The 18,585-nt window shown below is 74.8% G+C and carries 21 protein-coding genes; 12 read left to right on the top strand and 9 right to left on the bottom strand.

Translation table 11 applies throughout. The annotated features are described in order from the left end of the window. The first annotated feature begins 10 nt into the window (after positions 1–10). A complete protein-coding gene (locus HH311_RS04005; RefSeq protein ID WP_169181567.1) occupies positions 11–196 on the top strand; it encodes a hypothetical protein in 186 nt (61 codons plus the stop codon). Position 197: 1 nt separating this feature from the next. On the opposite strand, the gene HH311_RS04000 is transcribed toward HH311_RS04005, so the two are convergent. After that, on the bottom strand, positions 198–599 hold the full coding sequence (locus HH311_RS04000) for a VOC family protein (RefSeq protein ID WP_169182215.1): 402 nt from the start codon (positions 597–599) through the stop codon (positions 198–200). 19 nt (positions 600–618) lie between these two features. Between HH311_RS04000 and HH311_RS03995 the strand changes: the two genes are divergently transcribed. Beyond that, entirely contained in the window at positions 619–1,536 is a 918-nt protein-coding gene (locus HH311_RS03995) for an AlkA N-terminal domain-containing protein (RefSeq protein ID WP_312029932.1), read from the top strand. 10 nt (positions 1,537–1,546) lie between these two features. Here HH311_RS03995 and HH311_RS03990 read toward each other — a convergent pair whose 3' ends face one another. Genes HH311_RS03990 through moaA form a run of 3 tightly spaced genes read right to left on the bottom strand, consistent with a single transcriptional unit; the run spans position 1,547 to position 3,473 of the window. Beyond that, the gene (locus HH311_RS03990; RefSeq protein WP_169182213.1) at positions 1,547–2,023 is read right to left on the bottom strand and encodes a methylated-DNA--[protein]-cysteine S-methyltransferase; all 477 of its coding nucleotides are present in this window, start codon (positions 2,021–2,023) and stop codon (positions 1,547–1,549) included. A gap of 39 nt (positions 2,024–2,062) precedes the next feature. Then, the gene (locus HH311_RS03985; RefSeq protein ID WP_169182212.1) at positions 2,063–2,368 is read right to left on the bottom strand and encodes a MoaD/ThiS family protein; all 306 of its coding nucleotides are present in this window, start codon (positions 2,366–2,368) and stop codon (positions 2,063–2,065) included. Between the two features lie 16 nt (positions 2,369–2,384). Next, positions 2,385–3,473, bottom strand: a complete 1,089-nt coding sequence (gene moaA, locus HH311_RS03980) for a GTP 3',8-cyclase MoaA (RefSeq protein ID WP_169182211.1) — start codon at positions 3,471–3,473, stop codon at positions 2,385–2,387. A 285-nt stretch (positions 3,474–3,758) separates the two neighbouring features. Between moaA and HH311_RS03975 the strand changes: the two genes are divergently transcribed. After that, positions 3,759–4,808, top strand: coding sequence for an HlyD family efflux transporter periplasmic adaptor subunit (locus HH311_RS03975; protein ID WP_169182210.1), 1,050 nt, complete (start codon positions 3,759–3,761; stop codon positions 4,806–4,808). On the opposite strand, the gene HH311_RS03970 is transcribed toward HH311_RS03975, so the two are convergent. Both HH311_RS03970 and HH311_RS03965 read right to left on the bottom strand, forming a co-directional pair. After that, a complete protein-coding gene (locus HH311_RS03970) occupies positions 4,790–6,466 on the bottom strand; it encodes a heparin lyase I family protein (RefSeq protein WP_169182209.1) in 1,677 nt (558 codons plus the stop codon). The two genes, HH311_RS03975 and HH311_RS03970, sit on opposite strands and share 19 nt — an antisense overlap. Further along, positions 6,450–7,637, bottom strand: coding sequence for a hypothetical protein (locus HH311_RS03965; protein ID WP_169182208.1), 1,188 nt, complete (start codon positions 7,635–7,637; stop codon positions 6,450–6,452). Before HH311_RS03965 ends, HH311_RS03970 begins: the two co-directional genes overlap by 17 nt. A gap of 295 nt (positions 7,638–7,932) precedes the next feature. Here HH311_RS03965 and HH311_RS03960 point away from each other — a divergent pair, with 295 nt between their 5' ends. Then, entirely contained in the window at positions 7,933–8,589 is a 657-nt protein-coding gene (locus HH311_RS03960; protein WP_169182207.1) for a response regulator transcription factor, read from the top strand. On the opposite strand, the gene HH311_RS03955 is transcribed toward HH311_RS03960, so the two are convergent. Next, complete coding sequence (locus HH311_RS03955; protein WP_169182206.1) at positions 8,578–9,783, bottom strand: acyl-CoA dehydrogenase family protein; 1,206 nt, start codon at positions 9,781–9,783, stop codon at positions 8,578–8,580. The genes HH311_RS03960 and HH311_RS03955 overlap by 12 nt on opposite strands. Before the next feature lie 138 nt (positions 9,784–9,921). On the opposite strand from HH311_RS03955, the gene HH311_RS03950 reads away from it, so the two are divergent. The 6 genes from HH311_RS03950 to HH311_RS03925 all read left to right on the top strand — a co-directional run bounded on the left by HH311_RS03950 (position 9,922) and on the right by HH311_RS03925 (position 14,373). After that, positions 9,922–10,326: a TOBE domain-containing protein gene (locus tag HH311_RS03950; RefSeq protein ID WP_169182205.1), complete on the top strand. Its 405-nt coding sequence runs from the start codon at positions 9,922–9,924 to the stop codon at positions 10,324–10,326. Continuing rightward, positions 10,323–11,150, top strand: a complete 828-nt coding sequence (gene modA / locus HH311_RS03945) for a molybdate ABC transporter substrate-binding protein (RefSeq protein WP_169182204.1) — start codon at positions 10,323–10,325, stop codon at positions 11,148–11,150. Before HH311_RS03950 ends, modA begins: the two co-directional genes overlap by 4 nt. A 28-nt stretch (positions 11,151–11,178) precedes the next feature. Further along, positions 11,179–11,952: an ABC transporter permease gene (locus HH311_RS03940; RefSeq protein WP_169182203.1), complete on the top strand. Its 774-nt coding sequence runs from the start codon at positions 11,179–11,181 to the stop codon at positions 11,950–11,952. Continuing rightward, on the top strand, positions 11,949–13,037 hold the full coding sequence (locus HH311_RS03935) for a sulfate/molybdate ABC transporter ATP-binding protein (protein ID WP_169182202.1): 1,089 nt from the start codon (positions 11,949–11,951) through the stop codon (positions 13,035–13,037). The genes HH311_RS03940 and HH311_RS03935 overlap by 4 nt, the downstream gene beginning before the upstream one ends. A 137-nt stretch (positions 13,038–13,174) precedes the next feature. Further along, positions 13,175–13,786: a ClpP family protease gene (locus HH311_RS03930; protein WP_169182201.1), complete on the top strand. Its 612-nt coding sequence runs from the start codon at positions 13,175–13,177 to the stop codon at positions 13,784–13,786. Continuing rightward, positions 13,786–14,373: a ClpP family protease gene (locus HH311_RS03925; RefSeq protein ID WP_169182200.1), complete on the top strand. Its 588-nt coding sequence runs from the start codon at positions 13,786–13,788 to the stop codon at positions 14,371–14,373. The genes HH311_RS03930 and HH311_RS03925 overlap by 1 nt, the downstream gene beginning before the upstream one ends. Before the next feature lie 148 nt (positions 14,374–14,521). On the opposite strand, the gene HH311_RS03920 is transcribed toward HH311_RS03925, so the two are convergent. Then, a complete protein-coding gene (locus HH311_RS03920; protein WP_169182199.1) occupies positions 14,522–14,893 on the bottom strand; it encodes a helix-turn-helix domain-containing protein in 372 nt (123 codons plus the stop codon). A gap of 201 nt (positions 14,894–15,094) precedes the next feature. Next, a complete protein-coding gene (locus HH311_RS33085) occupies positions 15,095–16,297 on the bottom strand; it encodes an AMP nucleosidase (protein ID WP_312029931.1) in 1,203 nt (400 codons plus the stop codon). Between the two features lie 129 nt (positions 16,298–16,426). Between HH311_RS33085 and HH311_RS03910 the strand changes: the two genes are divergently transcribed. Further along, entirely contained in the window at positions 16,427–18,079 is a 1,653-nt protein-coding gene (locus HH311_RS03910; RefSeq protein WP_169182198.1) for an AMP-binding protein, read from the top strand. Positions 18,080–18,197: 118 nt separating this feature from the next. Further along, the gene (locus HH311_RS32505; RefSeq protein WP_169182663.1) at positions 18,198–18,584 is read left to right on the top strand and encodes a cold-shock protein; all 387 of its coding nucleotides are present in this window, start codon (positions 18,198–18,200) and stop codon (positions 18,582–18,584) included. Position 18,585: the final 1 nt, after the last annotated feature.

Below are 18,585 nucleotides of genomic sequence, written 5' to 3'. Positions count from 1 at the left end.
TCGTTCCTGCTTGTCTGAGGTGCTCCTGAGCGACGTGCATGCGGTCGGCCGCGGGGTGTGCGCGCGCGGGAACTTCGTCCGCGAACTCCCCGGCTGGACCGTCCACCTGGTCCACGACGGGCTCGGCGACCAGCCCCACACCGTGCAGACCACCACCCCGACCGGACACGTCTACACCAGCCGAGCCGGACCCTGAACTATCCGGAGACCCACGCGAAGAGGTCCACCCCGACGCCGTCGGGGTCGAGCACCGTCGCGTAGCGCTGGCCCCAGAACGCGTCGAAGGGGGCCCGGCGGCCGCGGTACCCGGCACCCGTCAGGTCCGCGTACGTGTCGTCGACGGCGGCGGGGCTCCCGCAGTCGAAGGCGATCCCGACCCGTCCCTCGCCGGTGGGCGGGGTGAAGTCGGGATCGAACGCACGGATCGTGTCCTCGGTGTCGAGCGCGAGGACCAGCGGCCCGAACGGGAGGTTGACGTGCGGCTCGGACTCGGCACCGTCGGGGACCTCGATCCCGAGCGCGCGGTAGAAGGCGAGCGAGGCGGTCATGTCGGCGACGACGATCCCGACGAACGCCGGCTGCGGAGTGGCGGTACCCATGGCGTGGGACGCTAGGGCCGTGCCGGACCCCGGGTCGTGGATCCATCGGACACGGGAGCTGGCGTTCATCCCGCCGCTCAACCCGGACAACCTCTACGGGCACCTCGTGGCCACGGCCGTGCCGGGCGTGGAGGAGTGGCACGACGGCGCCTACCGCCGCACCCTCGCGCTCCCCGGCGGGCCCGGGATCGTCGTGCTGCCGCCGCCCGTCGGGACGTCGGTGCTCGCGACGCTGCACCTCACCGACCCCGCCGACGAGGACGTCGCGGCCCACCTCGCCCGCCGGATCCTCGACCTGGACGCCGACCCCGACGCCGTCGACGCGGTGCTGCGGGCCGACGACGTCCTGCGCCCCCTCGTCGACGCCGGACCGGGCCGGCGCGTCCCCGGCAACCCCGACCCGGACGAGTTCGCGGTGCGTGCCGTGCTCGGCCAGCAGGTCTCGACGGCGGCCGCGCGCACCCACGCGGCGCGGCTCGTGACCGCGCACGGGACGCCGGTACCGGAGCCGGTGCCCGGGTCGGCCGGGTCGTCGCTCACCCACCTCTTCCCGTCGGCGCACCAGCTCACGGCCGTCACCGACGACGAGCTCGGGATGCCGGCCAGCCGCAAGCGCACCCTCCGCGGGCTCGTCGCGGCGCTGGCCGACGGCACCGTCGACCTGCACGCGGACCTCGCCACCGCCCGCCGGGAGCTCGGCGCCCTGCGCGGGATCGGGCCGTGGACGGTCGACTCGGTGGCGATGCGGGCGCTCGGCGACCCCGACGCGTTCCTGCCGGCCGACCTCGGCATCCGGGTCGCCGCCCGCGACCTCGGGCTGCCCGACCGCGACCGCGACCTCGTCGCCCGCTCCGAGATGTGGCGGCCGTACCGGGCCTACGCGACCCAGTACCTGTGGTCGGCGCTCGACCACGCGGTCAACACCATGCCCCGGTGAGCACGCCCGGTCAGAACAGCATGGTGTCCGCGGCCTCCAGGTCGAGCAGGGCCCGCTTGCGCTCCAGCCCGCCCGCGTAGCCGGTCAGGGAGCCGTCGGAGCCGACCACCCGGTGGCACGGCACGACGATGGCGACGGGGTTGCCGGCCATCGCGCCCCCGACCCGGCGGGAGTCCGAGACCGGCAGTCCCACCGAGGTGGCGAGCTGCCCGTAGGTGATGGTCCGGCCCCAGCCGACCGGGGCGAGCCCGTCGAGGATCGTCCGCTGTCCGGCGCCGACCCCCGACAGGTCCACCGGCACCGTGAACTCGTGCAGGTCACCTTCGAGGTAGGCGTCCAGCTCCTCGCGGGCGGCGGCGACGATGCGGTCGCCGGCCGCGGTGCGGTCGGCGGCCCGCTCCGGCGGGGAGAAGCCCAGCAGGGTCAGCCCGGTCTCGGACGCCTCGAGGTAGAGCGTCCCGATCCTGGTCTCGTGCGCGACGGTCATGTCCGGGAGAACACCGTCGGGCGCGCCGGTGTTGCGGCCTCAGCCGCCGGCGAACGGCGGTAGCACGTCGACCGTGGCCCCGTCGGGGAGCTCGACGCCGCGCTCGTGCACCGCGAGCCCGTCGAGCAGCAGGCTGCACGCGGCGAGGACCCGCGCGAGGGCCTCGCCGTGGTCGGCGGCCACCGCGGCGACGAGGTCGGCGACGGTGGTGCCCGCGGGCAGCGTCACGGCCTCGGCGGCGGTCCCCGCCGCGGCCTTCGCGCCGGCGAAGTAGCGCACCGTCGCGGTCACGTCGGCGCCGGTCGCGCCGACGCGCGCCGCCGGGCTGTGCAGCGAACTGGTCATCGATGCCACCTTCTCATCAGCCCCCGATCGCGCTCATCGGGCGGTCGGGCTGCAGGAAGCCCGGATCGTCGATCCCGTGGCCGGCCTTCTTGCCCCACATCGCCACGCGCCAGGCGTCCGCGATCTCGGCGTCGGAGCCGCCGCCGCGCAGCAGGCCGCGCAGGTCGTTCTCGGTCCGCGCGAACAGGCACGTCCGGACCTGGCCGTCGGCGGTGAGCCGCGTGCGGTCGCAGGTGCCGCAGAACGGCCGGGTCACCGAGGCGATGATCCCGACCCGCGCCGGGCCGCCGTCGGGACGCTCGTACCCCGGCACGAGGAACCGCTCGGCGGGGGCACCGCCGCGCTCGGCCGGGTCGGGCGTGAGCTTGAAGCGCTCGGAGAGGGCCGCGAGGACCTGGTCGGCGGTAATCATGCGGTCGCGCTGCCAGGAGTGGCCGGCGTCGAGCGGCATCTGCTCGATGATGCGCAGCTCGAAGCCCTCGGCGAGCGCCCACGCGAGCAGGTCGGGGGCCTCGTCGTCGTTGAGGCCGGGCATCAGCACGGTATTGATCTTGATCGGTCCGAGCCCGGCGTCGCGGGCCGCGGCCAGGCCGTGGAGGACGTCGTCCAGCCGGTCGCGACGCGTGATCTCCGCGAACCGCTCGGGGCGCAGGGTGTCGAGCGAGACGTTCACCCGGTCCAGCCCGGCGGCGGCGAGCCCGCGGGCGCGCCGGGCGAGTCCGAGGGCGTTGGTGGTCACGGACGTCTCGGGGCGCTGCGGCAGCGCGGCCGTCGCGGCGACGATGTCCTCGAGGCCCTTCCGCAGCAGCGGCTCGCCGCCGGTGAACCGGATCTCGCGGACCCCGAGCTCCTCGACGCCGATCCGGACGAGGCGGACCACCTCGTCGTCGGTCAGGGCCTCCTCCGTCGGCATCCACTCCAGACCCTCGGCGGGCATGCAGTAGGTGCAGCGCAGGTTGCAGCGGTCGGTCAGCGAGATGCGCAGGTCGGTCGCGACCCGGCCGAAGCGGTCGACCAGACGGCCGTCGCGCGGACGGTCGGAGGTGTCGACGCGGTCCGCGCCGGGGGCCGGAACGGTCGGGACGCCGAGGTCGAGGATGGTCATCACCGCCACGATAACCGTGTCAGGCCGGACCGTGTGAGGAGCATCGTCGCAGGTCGCAGGCGTGATCCGCAGATGCGGGACGCCGCTCGCGCCACCGACGCAGCTGCGGGGCCGGCCGGGCGCGCACCGTGCGAACGGACGGGGCCGACCCGCGCTCGCGGGTCCGCACGCGGCAGGCCCCGGGCCGATGACCTGTCGCGGGACGGGAGATCGCCCGTCCGAGTGACACGCCGACGGATTCGCGCGTCCGGCCCGCCGGACACCCCGGTCACTACCGTCGGCGGCGTGCCCTCCGCCGGCGCCACCACGGTCGTCGCGCCGGCGGTCCCGCCCCCTCCACGGCGTCCGTCCCGGCGCCGCCGCCCCCTGCTCGGGCTGCTCGCGCTGGTCGTCGCCGCGGCGGTGGTGGGCCTGCTCGTGCTCGGCGGCGACGCGGCACCCGCGCCGGGCACGACGGTGCCGGTGGTGCGGGGGACCGTGACGGCCCAGGTCGGCGCGCCCGGTCTCGTGGCGAGCGCTTCCGCGGCGGACGTCGCCTTCACCGTCGACGGGACCGTCGCCTCCCTGCGGGTGACCATCGGGTCGACCGTGCGCGCGGGCGACGTCCTGGCCACCCTCGACGACGGGACGGCCCGGGCGCGGGCGGCCGCGGCCACCGCGACCCTCACGGCCGACCAGCGCGCCCGCGACGCCGCGGCGGCCGTCCCGGTGCCCGACCCCGTCGCCCTCGCCCGGCTCGACGCCGCGATCGCCACCGACCGCGCCGGCACCACCGAGGCCGACCGGCAGGTGGACGCGACGGTCCTGCGCGCGCCGCAGGACGGCACCGTCATCGGCGTGGCGCTGCACCCGGGCGACCGGGTGACGGCCACGTCGCCGGCCGCGGTGAGCGTCGCGGACCTCTCCTCGCTCGTCGTCGCCGCCGGGATCGGCCCCGGGGACGTCGCCGGGGTCGCGGGTGGGCAGGAGGCCGTGGTCCGCGTGGACGGCGGCGCGGCCCTGTCCGGCACCGTCGCCGACGTGGCGCCGGCGCCCGGTCCGAACGGGCGCTACCGCGTCGTCGTCGACGCCGCGCTCCCGACGACGGCCCGGATCGGTCAGCCGGTCGAGGTCACCGTCGTCCTCGAGCGGCACACCGGGGTCCTCGTGGTGCCGGCCGCCGCGGTGCAGCGGTCAGGGCCCGGCGGCGCCACGGTGCTCGTGCGCGGGCCCGACGGCACGCGGCGGCAGGCGGTGACCCTCGGGCTCACCGGCCCGCAGGGCGTCGAGGTCGACGACGGCCTCGTCGACGGCGAGCTCGTCGTGCTGTCCGCGCCTCAGTCCACCGCGTCGTAGCTGGTGCCCATGGCGGCGGCGGTGAGGTCGGCGGTCGCGGTGCCGGCGTTCCCGGTGTCCCGGTAGAGCCCGACCTTCCAGTAGCTCGACGCGCCCGGGTAGAGCGTGCCGCCGGGCGGCCGGAACCCGGTGACCGCCTGCCGGCCGTCCTCCCAGACGTCGACGCGGCCCTTGGCGGGGTCGGAGGAGAAGGTGATCCCGACGACGAGCTCCACCGGTCGCCCGGTGACCACCGGCCCGATGTCCGTGGCGAACAGGCGGGAGCCGCCGGGCCGGCCGTAGCCGCCGCCGAGGACGAACTTCCCCTTCTCGATCCGCAGCTCCACCGGCGGGGAGCCCTCGCCGTCGTTCTTCCACTGGCTGGCGAGCTGGAAGCCCGACGGCTCGGTCGGGAAGGACGCGGGCAGCACGTAGGTGAGCCGGAAGAACCGGGTCTGGCCCTCGCGGAACTCGGGCACGTCGGGCTCGATCTCGGCGCGCTGCGAGCCGCTCGGGACGGTGAAGCGGATCGCCTTCGGCGGGCCGTCGACGACCTCCACGCTCGCCTTCCCGGTGACGTTGTACGGCGTATCCTTGAACCCCTGCAGGCCGGTGGTGGCGATCGCGGCGTCCCACGGGGCCTTGATCGGGGGCGTCGTGGGGGATGGCGTCGTCGTGGTGGTCGGGGGCGTGGTGGTCGTGGTCGGTGTCGTGGGGGCCGCCGTGGTGGTCGTCGTGCTCGTCGGAGCGGTCGTGGTCGTGGTCGGCGGGGGCGTGGTGGTGGTCGTCGTCCGCGCCAGGGCGAAGGCGGGGAGGACGTGCGGCACCGTCACCGGGGGCACCGTCACCGGCGGGACCACGACGAGCGGCGGCTTGGTGGTCGTGGTGGTGGTCGTGGTCGGGGTGGGCTTCGGCGGTGGCGGCTTCGGGGGCCCCGGCGGCTTGGGCGGCCCCGGTGGCTTCGGAGGACCGGGCGGCGGCACGGGACGCGGCGGCCTCGTGGTCGTCGTCGTGGGCTTCGTCGTCGTGGGCCTCGTCGTCGTGGGCTTCGTCGTCGGCCTCGGCGAGGTCGTGGTCGTCGTCGTGGTCGGCCTCGGCCTCGTGGTGGTCGTCGCCGCGGCACCCGTCGCCGTCAGCCACACCTCCCGCACCACCGGCGAGGCCGTGCCGTCCGCGGAGCCGCGCAGCAGCAGCCGCACCTGGACGTCGACCGTCGGCGCCGCGAAGCGGGCGGGCGTCCCGGCCCGCAGCGGCAGCCAGTCGCCCCACACCCCGCGCGCGCCGAGACCGCGGGCCTGCACGTCCACGGCGGTGCCCGCCGGGACGTCGGCGGTGAGCACACCGGCGAGCCCGGTGGTGGGTGCGGCGAGCCGCCGCGGGGCGAGGGTGAGCACGCCCGTGGCCGGCCGCCCCGGCGCGCCCGGCGCGGCCAGCCGCACCCCGCCGTCGGAGAGCACGAGGCCCGCGTCGTCGCCGCCGTCGAGCGCGAGCTCGGCCGCCCACGACTCCCCGGACGTCGTGCTGCCCGTGGCCGGCACGGAGGCCGGGGTGGTCGCGGTGACCCCCAGCGCGACCCCTCCGCCGCTGATCAGGAGCCCGACGGCGAGGGCGGCCGCGACGCCGCCCCGCCGCAGCGTGCAGCGCGGGCAGCCGGGCACGGCGTCAGCACGTGGGGACATCGCTGACCTCCAGGGCGTCGGCGGGGACGTACCGGTCGGATCCGAGGCGCAGCCAGCCCGGTGGGCTCGTGCCCGCCCGGGCCGCCACGGCCGGTGAGGCGGTCGCGCACTGCACCGGCACCCGGGCGTGCGGGGCGACCACCCCGACGTCCCGGCCGTCGGCGGCGGCCGAGGCCCGGACGGTGACCGGCGCGCCGCCGCGGGCGGTGCCCGACCGGCCGGTGCCGGTCCACAGGTAGGTCACCTGGACCCAGGAGTTGTCGCGGAGACCGAGGTCGCGGGTGAAGGTCCCGTCGGCGAGGTCGATGCCGGCCGGGTTCGACACGGTGCGGCCCGAGGCGTCGCGCCCGCCCGCATAGTGGTCGAGGGCCGCGGCCTGCGCCTCGGGGAGCCCGCGCGGCAGGTCGCCATAGTCCTCCCGCGTCGCGGGCGTCGACCAGTAGTCGTCGCGGGTGTTCCACGGCCCGACGTCCCACACCGGGGCCCACGTGCACCGCCCGGCCTCGCTGCAGACCTGCACCGTGTAGTCGCCGCTGCCGTCCGCGCCGAGCCCGCGGCGCGAGGGCAGCGCGACGAAGCGGTCGTCGGCGACCACACGGTGGCCGTTGGCGGTCCTGTGCCCGACGAGCCCGACCCGGGTCGCGAACACGCGCGCGGTGAGGGCGTCGGTCGCCGGCGGCGGTGTGGTGGCCGGGGCACGGTCGGCGGTCAGCCAGAGCCGCCGCAGGGCGGGGGACGCGCCACCGGTCCCGGCGACGAGCGTGACCCGCACCTGGACCTGGAGCGTGGCCTCGGGCAGCAGCGCGGGGGCCGACGACGACGCGGTGGTCCACTGGCTCCACGACCCGTCGCTGCGCAGCCCGCGGACCGCGACGACGACGTCGGACCCGGCCGGACGGTCGGCCGTGGCGTCGGCGGCGACCCGGTCGGTCACGGCGGCGACCCGCCGCGGCGGGAGGAGGAGCTCGCCCTCGGCGGGTGCGGGCCCGGTCGACGTCGTGCGCGGGCTCGTGTCGGCGAGCCGGATCGCGCCGTCGCGGGCGACGACGTTCGCGTCGTCCCCGCCGCCGACCGAGAGCTCCGCGGCCCACGACTCGCTCCCGGCGATCGCCCACGCCGTCCCGCCCGGGACGAGCGCCGCCCCGAGGACCAGCGCCAGGGTGGTGGCCACCCGCGTCCACCGGAGTCCGTGCCCCGGACCGTGCCGACCCGCCATCACCACTCCCGGTCCGGGCCCGCGCTGGTGCGGGCCGTCCGGGGAGCAGCGAACGATCATCGCGCTCCGTGGTCAACCGAAACCGGCGTGGCGCATGTGAGTGAGAACCGGCCGGGTGAATTACACCGATGTCGCGATCTCGTCCGCGGGTCCGCGTGGCGGGGCCGCACACCGTCGAGTGACGCGGTAGGACTGCGCGGACTGCGTGATCACGGTCGGGGGCGGGCCGGGAGCGGGGGCGGATCGGACGATGGGTCGGACGTGCGTGGTGCACGACGCCCGGGAGCAGGCGCGTCACCGCCTCGAGCTCCTGCTGCGGGCGCACGCCGACGTGGACGAGATCGTCACGACCGCCGACGACGACGAGCTGCTGCTCCGGGCCGGCGAGGGGCCGACCGACCTCGTCGTCGTCGGGATGCCGCGCACCGCGGACGCCGCCGACATCGTCCGGCGCATCCGCGTGGTCGCCCCGGCGACCGCGGTGCTGGTGGCGGGGGCGACCGAGGACGCCGGGTCGGTCGCGCAGGCCCTCGCGGCCGGGGCGGTGGGGTTCCTGCGCTGGGAGGCGCCCCGGGCCCTGGTCCGGACCCTCGTCGAGGTCGCGGGCGAGTCGTCGAGCGGCGAGGACCTGCTGCCCGTCACCGCCGCGGGCCCGGGCGACGACGCGCGCGGCCCCATCCGGGTCGACGTGTCCGTCCAGCACGCGCTCGGGCTCTCGGTCCGCGAGGTGCAGGTGCTCATCGGGGTCGGGCGCGGGCTCACCAACGCCGACATCGGCCGCCGGCTCTACCTCTCGGCGCAGACGGTCAAGACCCACGCCACCCGGCTCTTCCGCAAGCTCGGCGCGACCGACCGCGCGGAGGCGGTCGGCCGTGCCTGGGCGCTCGGGCTGTTCCTACGCGCGTGACTTGATCTCGACCCGGGCCACCGAGCGCAGGTGCACCTCGTCGGGCCCGTCGGCGAGGCGCAGGGCGCGGGCCCAGGCGTAGGCGTAGGCGAGCGGGAAGTCGTCGGAGACCCCGCCGCCGCCGTGCACCTGGATCGCCCGGTCGATCACCGCGCACGCCATCCGCGGGCAGATGACCTTGATGGCGGCGATCTCCGTCGCGGCGCCGCGCGAGCCCACCTCGTCGATGAGGTACGCGGTCTTGAGAACCAGCAGGCGAGCCTGCTCGATCTCGATGCGGCTCTCGGCGATCTGCTGCTGCACCACGCCCTGGTCGGCCAGCGGCTTGCCGAACGCGATCCGCTCGGTGGCGCGGCGCACCATGGCGTCGAGGGCGCGCTCGGCCATCCCGATTAGGCGCATGCAGTGGTGGATGCGGCCCGGGCCCAGGCGTGCCTGGGCGATGGCGAAACCGCCGCCCTCCTCGCCCAGCAGGTTCGAGACCGGCACGCGGACGTCGTCGAACTCGAGCTCGCAGTGCCCGTGCTGGTCCTGGTAGCCGAAGACCGGCAGCGCGCGCGTGATCGTCAGGCCCGGGGTGTCCCGCGGGACGAGGATCATCGACTGCTGGCGGTGGGTCGAGGCGCCCGGGTCGGTCTTGCCCATCACGATGAAGATCTGGCAGCGGGGGTCGGCCGCTCCCGAGATCCACCACTTCCGCCCGTTGATCACGTAGTCGTCGCCGTCGCGGCGGATCGAGGTCGTGATGTTCGTGGCGTCCGACGACGCGACCTCCGGCTCGGTCATCGCGAACGCCGAGCGGATCTCACCGGCGAGCAGCGGCGCGAGCCAGTCCTGCTTCTGCTCGGCGGTGCCGAACAGGTGCAGCGTCTCCATGTTCCCGGTGTCGGGGGCCTGGCAGTTGATGGCCTCGGGTGCGATCACCGGCGACCAGCCGGTCACCTCGGCGACCGCGGCGTACTCCAGGTTCGACAGCCCGGACTCCGAGGGCAGGAACAGGTTCCACAGGCCCCGCTCACGCGCCTCCGCCTTGAGGGTCTCGATCACCGGCGGGGTGTCGTGCTCGGCGGGGGTCCCGCGGCGCGCCTCACGCCAGGCGTCGTACTCCGCCTCCGCCGGGAGGATCGATTCGTCGAGGAAGGCGCGCATGCGCTTGGTGTAATCGTCCGCCACGGCGCTGGGTGCGAAGTCCACGCCCCGGAGCCTCCCACCGGCGGGCGCCCCCCGCGAGGTGTCCACGACCGCACCTGCCGGGCGTCGACCGGCGCGGTCACGAAATTCCCGCCGATCATCCGGGGCGCAACCGCACCTGCGCCTCTAGACTGCGGCGCCGTGACGCAGTTCAGGATCGCCGAGGCCGCCCGCCTGCTCGGCGTCAGCGACGACACGGTGCGTCGCTGGACCGACGGCGGGGCGCTGCCCGTGGAGACCGACGCGAGCGGCCGCAAGGTCATCGCCGGGGCGGATCTCGCGGCGTTCGCGCGCGCCCAGGCGCACGCCACGCCCGATCCGTCGGGTGTCGGCCGGTCCGCCCGGAACCGCCTCGTCGGGCTGGTCACCGACATCCAGAGCGACAAGGTCATGTCCCAGGTGGAGATCCAGTGCGGCCCCCACCGGGTCGTGTCGCTCATGAGCACCGAGGCGGTGCACGAGCTCGCCCTCGAGGTCGGCTCGCTCGCGGTCGCCGTCGTCAAGGCCACCCACATCATCGTCGAGACCCCCGGAGGCACCGCGTGAGCACCACGCAGCGATCCCCCCGGACGGCGCGCCGCGGCGCCGTCCTCGTCGCGGCCCTGGTCGCCCTGCTCGGGCTGAGCCTGGCCGCCTGCGGGGGCTCGGGCTCCTCCGACCAGGCATCACCCTCCGGGCAGCAGGCCGCCCCGAAGACGCTCACCGTCTCGGCGGCCGCGTCGCTCACCGACGTCTACCAGCAGCTCGCGCAGCAGTTCCAGGCCGCGAACCCCGGCACCACCGTCAAGTTCAACTTCGGCGGCTCGGACCAGCTGGCCCAGCAGGTCGTCCAGGGCGCTCCCGCCGACGTCCTCGCCACGGCGAGCAGCAAGACGATGCAGACGGCGGTGCAGGCCGGCAAGATCCAGGGTGAGCCGATCGTCTACGCGACCAACCAGCCGGAGATCGCCGTCGCGCCGACCAACCCCAAGCAGATCGCCTCGTTCACCGACCTGAACAAGCCCGGGGTCACCACCGTCGTCTGCGCCCCCGCCGTGCCGTGCGGCGCCGCCGCCACCGCCGCCGAGAAGGCCGCCAACGTGACGCTGCACCCCGTCAGCGAGGAGCAGGACGTCAAGAGCGTGCTGACCCGGGTGGAGACCGGCAACGCCGACGCGGGCGTCGTCTACGTCACCGACGTCAAGAGCGCCCAGGGCAAGGTCCAGGGAGTCACCTTCCCGCAGGCGACGGCCCAGGGCGTCGTCCAGACGTACCCGATCGGCGTGGTGGCGGGCAGCCCCAACGCCCAGCTCGCCCAGTCCTGGGTCAGCTTCGTGACCGGGCCGCAGGGCAAGGCCGCGCTGCAGCAGGCGGGCTTCACCACGAAGTGACGCCGCTCGACACGGGGGCGGGGGGCGCGTGAACGGCGTCCCCCGCTTCCTGTGGCTCCCGGCGGCGCTCGCCTGGCTGCTCGTCGCGGTCCCGGTCGTCGGGCTCCTCCTCCGGGTCGACCTGTCGAACTTCTTCGCCCTGGTCACCTCCGACGCCGCCCTCGCGGCCCTGTGGCTCTCGCTGAAGACCGGGCTCGCGACGATGGTCTGCTGCCTGGTCCTCGGCGGACCGCTCGCGATCGTCCTCGCCCGCTCGCACCTGCCGGGCCTGCCGTTCATCCGCTCGGTGGTCCTGCTGCCCCTCGTGCTCCCCCCGGTGGTCGGCGGCCTCACGCTGCTGTTCCTGCTGGGCCGCACCGGCCCCGTCGGCGGCTTCCTCTACGACGAGTTCGGCATCACCGTCCCCTTCTCGACGACGGCCGTGGTCCTGGCCCAGACCTTCGTCGCCATGCCGTTCCTCGTGGTGTCGCTCGAGGGCTCGCTGCGGACGGCGGGGGAGCGCTACGAGGCGGTGGCGGCGACGCTCGGGGCCTCCCCGGTGACGACGCTGTGGCGGGTGACGATCCCCGTCGTCCTGCCCGGGCTGCTCTCGGGCAGCGTGCTCGCGTTCGCCCGCGCGCTCGGGGAGTTCGGCGCGACGATCACCTTCGCCGGGTCGCTCCAGGGCACCACGCGCACCCTGCCGCTGCTGATCTACCTGCAGTCCCAGGACGACATCGACGGCGCCGTCGCGATGTCGCTCGTCCTCGTCGTCATCGCGATCCTCGTGATCGTCGTGACCCGCACCCGGGACGTCCGGTGAGCCGGCTCGCGGCCGACGTCGGCGTCGTCCGGGGCTCGTTCGAGCTCGACGTGTCGCTCACCGTGGAGCCCGGCGAGGTCGTCGCGCTCCTCGGGTCCAACGGCGCCGGCAAGTCCACCCTGCTCGGGGCGCTCGCCGGGCTGTACCGGCCGACGCGGGGCGAGATCGTCCTGGGCGGGCGCACCCTGAGCTCGCCGAGCGTCGCCGTCCCGGTGCACCGCCGCCGCGTCGGGCTGCTGAGCCAGCAGGCGCTGCTCTTCCCGCACCTCACCGCGCTCGACAACGTCGCCTTCGGCCCGCGGTCCACCGGCGGCGGCCGGCGCGCCGCGCGGGAGACCGCGCAGCGGTGGCTCGACGAGGTCGACGCCGCCGCCCTCGCCGGACGACGCCCGGCGCAGCTCTCCGGCGGGCAGGCCCAGCGCGTCGCGATCGCGCGAGCCCTCGCCTGTGACCCCGAGCTCCTCCTGCTCGACGAGCCCTTCGCCGCGCTCGACGTCGACGCCACCCCGGCGATCCGCTCGCTGCTGCGCCGCGTGGTGCGCGCGACCGGGGTCACGACGCTGGTGGTCACCCACGACGTCCTCGACGCCGTCGTCCTCGCCGACCGGATCGTGGTGCTCGACGCCGGCCGGGTGGTCGAGACGGGGACGACGACGGACGTGCTCACCCGGCCGCGGTCGGCCTTCGCGGCGCGGATCGCCGGGCTCGACCTCGTGCCCGGCCGCTCGAGCGCCGAGGGGCTCGTCACCGGCGAGGGGACGGTCGTCGTCGGGACCCATCCCGAGCCCGTCGAGCAGGGCGAGCCGGCGGTCGCGCTCTTCGCCCCGGCGTCGGTGTCGGTGTTCCGGGACAAGCCCGGCGGGTCCCCGCGGACGGCGCTGCCGGTCCGGCTCGCCGCGATGGAGCCGCACGGGGAGCTCGTCCGGCTGCGGGCCGCGCCGCTCGACGGCGGGCCCGGCTGGGTCGAGGGGCTCGCCGCCGACGTGACCCCGGCCGCCGTCGCCGAGCTGGGGGTGGAACCGGGCGACGACGTGTGGTTCGCGGTGAAGGCGGCCGAGGTGACGGTGCACCCGGCGGGCCGCTGACTTTGGCTCCGCCTCGTGCGTGCGTTCCCGTGCCGGGACACGGGAACGCACGCACACGGCGCTGCCCAGAGCGGATCCGCGCTGCCCCGGGCGGAACTCGTGGCGGGGTGGAGGTGCCGGGGCCGACGGTGGGCGCCATGAGCGAATCGACCTCGGGCACGTTCTCGCCGGAGCTGCGCGCCCACCTCCTCCGCCACCGGGTGCTCGTGCTCGACGGTGTCCTCGACGACGACAACGGCACCGCCCTCACCGGCCACCTGCTCACCCTCGCCGCCGAGAACGACGCGGCCGACGTCGCGCTGTGGATCCACTCGCCCGGCGGGTCGGTCCCGGCGATGCTCGCGATCCGGGACGTGATGCGCCTCGTGCCGTGCGACGTCTCCACCCTCGCGCTCGGGCTCGCGTGCAGCGCCGGGCAGTTCCTGCTCTCGGCGGGCACGCCGGGCAAGCGGTTCGCGCTGCCGCACGCGAAGATCCTCATGCACCAGGGGTCGTCGGGGATCGGCGGCTCGGCGGTCGAGGTGGAGGTGCAGGCGAACGACCTGCGCCACACCCGCGACACCGTCCTCGGGCTCATCGCGACCGACACCGGGCAGCCGCCGGAGCGGGTCTTCGAGGACTCGCTGCACGACCGGTGGTTCACCGCGGAGCAGGCGCGCGACTACGGGTTCGTCGACGGCATCGTGTCGGACTTCGACCAGGTCATGCCGGTGCGCCGGCTCCGCGTGGGGATGGGGGTGGCGGCCTGATGAGCAGCTACACGATCCCGAACGTCGTCACGCGGGACGCGCGGGGCGAGCGCATCGTCGACGTCTACTCCCACCTGCTCTCCGAGCGCATCGTCTACCTCGGCACCGCGATCGACGCGGGGGTCGCCAACGCGCTCATCGCCCAGCTGCTCCACCTCGAGGCCGACGCCCCGGAGCAGGAGATCTCGATGTACGTCAACTGCGAGGGCGGCGACACCGCGGCGATGCTCGCGGTCTACGACACCATGCAGTACGTCCGCGCCCCGATCGCCACGACGTGCGTGGGCCAGGCCGTCGCCGCGGGCGCGGTCCTGCTCGCGGCGGGCGCCCCGGGCCGGCGGTCGGCGCTGCCGCACACGCGCGTGGTGCTGCACCAGCCGGCGGCGCAGGGGCGGGGCGCGATCCCGGACCTGATCCTCGCCGCCGACGAGGTGGTGCGGGTGCGGGCCGAGATGGAGGCGATCCTCGCCCGCCACACCGGCCGCGACACCGCGACGCTGCGCCACGACACCGACCGCGACCTCGTGCTGACCGCGGAGGCGGCGCGGGACTACGGGATCGTCGACCAGGTGATCTCGTTCCGGTAGGCGGCGGACTCGTGATCACCGATGGCCTCGAGTGGACTCCCACGGCTGCGGCGAGAGCCGTGGCGGTCCACTCGGGGCGGGCCGTCGGTCTCGAGTGGACTCCCACGGCTGCGGCGAGAGCCGTGGCGGTCCACTCGGGCGGCCGCTCCTACGCGGCGAGCAGCACCGGGCCCCGGGATCCCCTGCCGAGCGCGAGCTCGGCGTGGGCCCGCCGGACGACGTCGCGCACCGGCACCCCGAGCGCGCCGGCGACGGCCGCGAGCATCTCGCTCGACGGGTCCTTGCGGCCGCGCTCCAGCTCGGAGAGGTACTGCGGGGACATCCCGGCCCGCTCGGCGGTGTCGGCGAGGCGGTCGCCCCGGGCGTGCCGCAGGTCGCGGAGCCCTCGCCCGAGGGCCTCCCGCCACAGCGGCTCGTCGGCCGGGGCCGGAGCGCGGCGCAGGGGGGTCGGCGCCGGGGAAGCAGGTGCCGGGGGATCGGCGCGCCGACGGCGGCTCTCGAGAGGGATGACCTCGCCCATGGCAGCGACGCTAGGGGGTCGGCGACGGTTCCGGGGCCGGATTCCGCCGCGGGCGAACGCCGTGCTCCGTGATCACGACCCGGGCGGCGAGTCCTGGCGCGGGCTGGGCGTGTCGCCGCCGAGGTCGCGATCATGGCCCGGGCGGCCGCACAGATCCCGATGTCCGGTGTCAGCGGAGGACCACCGCTGACCACGGGGCCCTCACGTGTCCGACGGGCCCCCGAACAGCGGCTCGTCGACCGAGCGGATCTCCTGGCTGGGCAGCCCGCCCGGGTGCTCGCGCCGCACCCGGTCCAGCGCCGACAGGGCGATCCCGAGGTGCTGGCGCTTGGAGGCCTCGTAGAACTGCTGCGCGCCGGCCGAGAGCTTCGGCGACCCGTGCAGCGGCTTGTCCGAGACGCAGAGCAGCGTCGCGTTCGGCACCCGGTAGCGGAAGCCGTTCGCGGCGATCGTCGCCGACTCCATGTCCACCGCCACCGACCGCGACGCCTGCATGGCCGCGAGCGTCGTCCGCTGGTTGAGCTCCCAGTTGCGGTTGTCGGTGGTGTGCACGGTGCCGATCCGGTACTCGGCCCCGGCCGCCTCGAGCGCCTCGAGCAGGAAGGTGTTCAGCCGGTGGTTGGGGATCACCGGGACGTTGAGCGGCAGCACCTCGTCGAGCACGTGGTCGAAGCGCTGGTAACCGGTGGCGAGGACGAAGTCGCCCTTCTGCTGGTGGTTCCGCAGCCCGCCGCAGTGCCCGATCATGATCATGGTGTCGGGCCGGAGCACCGCGACGTGGTCGGTCGCGGTCTTCGCGTTCGCCGGGCCGACGCCGATGTTGACCAGCGAGACGCCGTCGCCGTCGTCGGTGAGGTGGTGGTACGCGGGCATCTGGGCCCCGGGCCGGCTCGGGACGACCGCGTCGGGGTAGCGCTCCAGGAACGCCTCGACGTGCATCGCGTAGTTGGTGAAGATCACGTGGCGCTGGAAGGCCTCGGCGGCGGTGCCGGTGTAGTGGCCGAGCCGGTCGACCGAGAGGCCCATCCGCTCGGGCCCGAAGAGGAAGAGCTTCTTGGAGCGGACGTCGACGCGGTCCTCGTCGAGCGCCGCGAAGAACGACGGGTCGTCGAAGGGCAGCGCCGGGCGGGCCGGCCGCACCGTGATCCGCGCGCCGGCCCGCAGCAGCGCCGCGAGCTCGCGCCGCATGTACCGGCGGATCGCGTCGGTGCGGGAGAACTCGCCGGTCAGGCGTGGGTTCTCGGCCGACCAGGGCCGCACCACCTCGATGGTGGAGTACCACCCGTCGTCGTCGATCGCGCCCAGCACGTCGACGAGCCCGGCGGCGGTGCCCTCGACGTCGTCGGGGGTGAGGCCGGCGCCGTCCGCGCTCGACGACGTGGCCGTGGGGTTCTGCACCGTCACGCGGCCGATCGTGCCAGCCGGGCACGCGGGTTCCCGGCCGGACCGTCCGGCGGACTCGAGGGGTGCGCCGGACGTGTGACCGCGGGCATAGTGAGGGCGACCACGATCGTCACGCCTGGAGGTCGCCCGGTGAGCGCGCCCGCCGTCCCGTCACTGCCCTCGTACGCCTCGGGGATCTCCGACGAGCCCCTGCTCGGGGACACGATCGGGGACAACCTCGACCGCACCGCGGCCCGCGTCCCCGACGGCGAGGCGCTGGTCGACCGCGCGCAGGGCCTGCGCTACACGTGGTCGCAGTTCGTCACCGAGGTCGACGCGCTCGCCGTCGGCCTGTTGGACCTGGGGATCGCCAAGGGCGAACGGGTCGGGATCTGGGCGCCGAACTGCGCCCAGTGGACGCTGCTGCAGTACGCCACCGCGAAGGTCGGCGCGATCCTGGTGAACATCAACCCGGCGTACCGGACCCACGAGCTCGAGTTCGTGCTCAACCAGGCCGGCATCCGGATGCTGGTCGCGGCGCGCTCCTTCAAGACCTCGAAGTACGCGGAGATGATCGACGAGGTCCGGCCGAACTGCCCGGGGCTCGAGCTGGTGGTCATCACCGACACCGAGGAGTGGGCCGGGCTGTTCGTCCGCGACGGCGACGTGGGCCGGGTCCGGGACCGCGGGCTCGAGCTCACCGCGGACGACCCCATCAACATCCAGTACACGAGCGGGACGACCGGCTTCCCCAAGGGCGCCACGCTGTCCCACCACAACATCCTGAACAACGGCTACTTCGTCGGGCGGCTCTGCGGCTACACCGAGGCCGACCGGGTCTGCATCCCGGTGCCCTTCTACCACTGCTTCGGCATGGTGATGGGCAACCTGGCGTGCTCCAGCTCGGGCGCGACGATGGTGATCCCGGCGCCCGGGTTCGACCCGACGCTCACGCTCGAGGCCTGCGCCGAGGAGCGGTGCACCAGCCTCTACGGCGTCCCGACGATGTTCATCGCCGAGCTCTCCCTGCCGAACGCCGACTCCTACGACCTCGCTCCGCTGCGCACCGGGATCATGGCCGGCTCGCCGTGCCCGGTGGAGGTCATGAAGCAGGTGGTCGAGCGCTTCGGCATGACCGAGGTGACGATCTGCTACGGCATGACCGAGACCTCGCCGGTGTCCACCCAGACCCGCGCCGACGACTCGCTGGACCGCCGGGTCTCGACCGTGGGCCGCACGCTGCCCCACCTCGAGTCGAAGATCATCGATCCGGAGACCGGGCTGACCGTCCCGCGCGGCACCCCGGGAGAGCTCTGCACCCGCGGCTACTCGGTGATGCTCGGGTACTGGGACCAGCCCGAGAAGACCGCCGAGGTGATCGACCGGGCCCGCTGGATGCACACCGGCGACCTCGGGGTGATGGACGACGAGGGCTACGTCAACATCACCGGCCGGATCAAGGACATGGTCATCCGCGGCGGCGAGAACGTGTACCCGCGCGAGATCGAGGAGTTCCTCTACACCCACCCGGACATCCTCGACGCGCAGGTCATCGGGGTCCCCGACGAGCGCTACGGCGAGGAGCTCATGGCGTGGGTCCGGCTGCGCGAGGGCGTCACCGAGCTCACGGCCGAGGCGGTGCGCGAGTTCGCGAACGGCAAGCTCGCCCACTACAAGATCCCGCGCTACGTCCGCGTCGTCGACGAGTTCCCGATGACGGTGACGGGCAAGGTCCGCAAGGTCGAGATGCGCGAGGAGTCGATCGAGCTCCTCGGACTGGGCCAGGTGAGCCCGACCGCCTGACCGGGGGCCGCCAATGATCACGAGCGGTTCTGAGTGGCGGCCGCGGGATACGATGGTCCGACGCGCTCCGGCAGAACGCCGGGGCGCGTTCTCGTCGACGAGAGAACGGGTGAGCACGGTGCCGACCGGCAAGGTCAAGTGGTACGACGCCGAGAAGGGCTTCGGCTTCCTCTCCCAGGAGGAGGGGGCCGACGTGTACGTGCCGAAGGGGTCGCTCCCCCGCGAGGTGGAGGCGCTGAAGTCGGGTCAGCGCGTCGAGTTCGGCATCGCCGAGGGCCGCCGCGGTCCGCAGGCCCTGCAGGTCCGGCTCGTCGACCCGCTGCCGTCGGTCGCCGAGGCCAAGCGCCGGTCGCCCGACGAGCTCCACGGCCTCATCGACGACATGATCAAGCTGCTCGAGGCCAAGGTCCAGCCCGACCTGCGCCGCGGCCGCTACCCCGACCGCCGCAACACCAAGCGCCTCGCCGAGGTGGTCCGCGCGGTCGCCCGCGAGCTGGAGGGGTGAC

This window comes from Actinomycetospora sp. TBRC 11914, assembly GCF_012933465.1.
Classification (GTDB): domain Bacteria; phylum Actinomycetota; class Actinomycetes; order Mycobacteriales; family Pseudonocardiaceae; genus Actinomycetospora.
The sequence above is the reverse complement of the archived record's forward strand: the minus strand, read 5'-3'. Positions and strand labels throughout refer to the sequence as shown.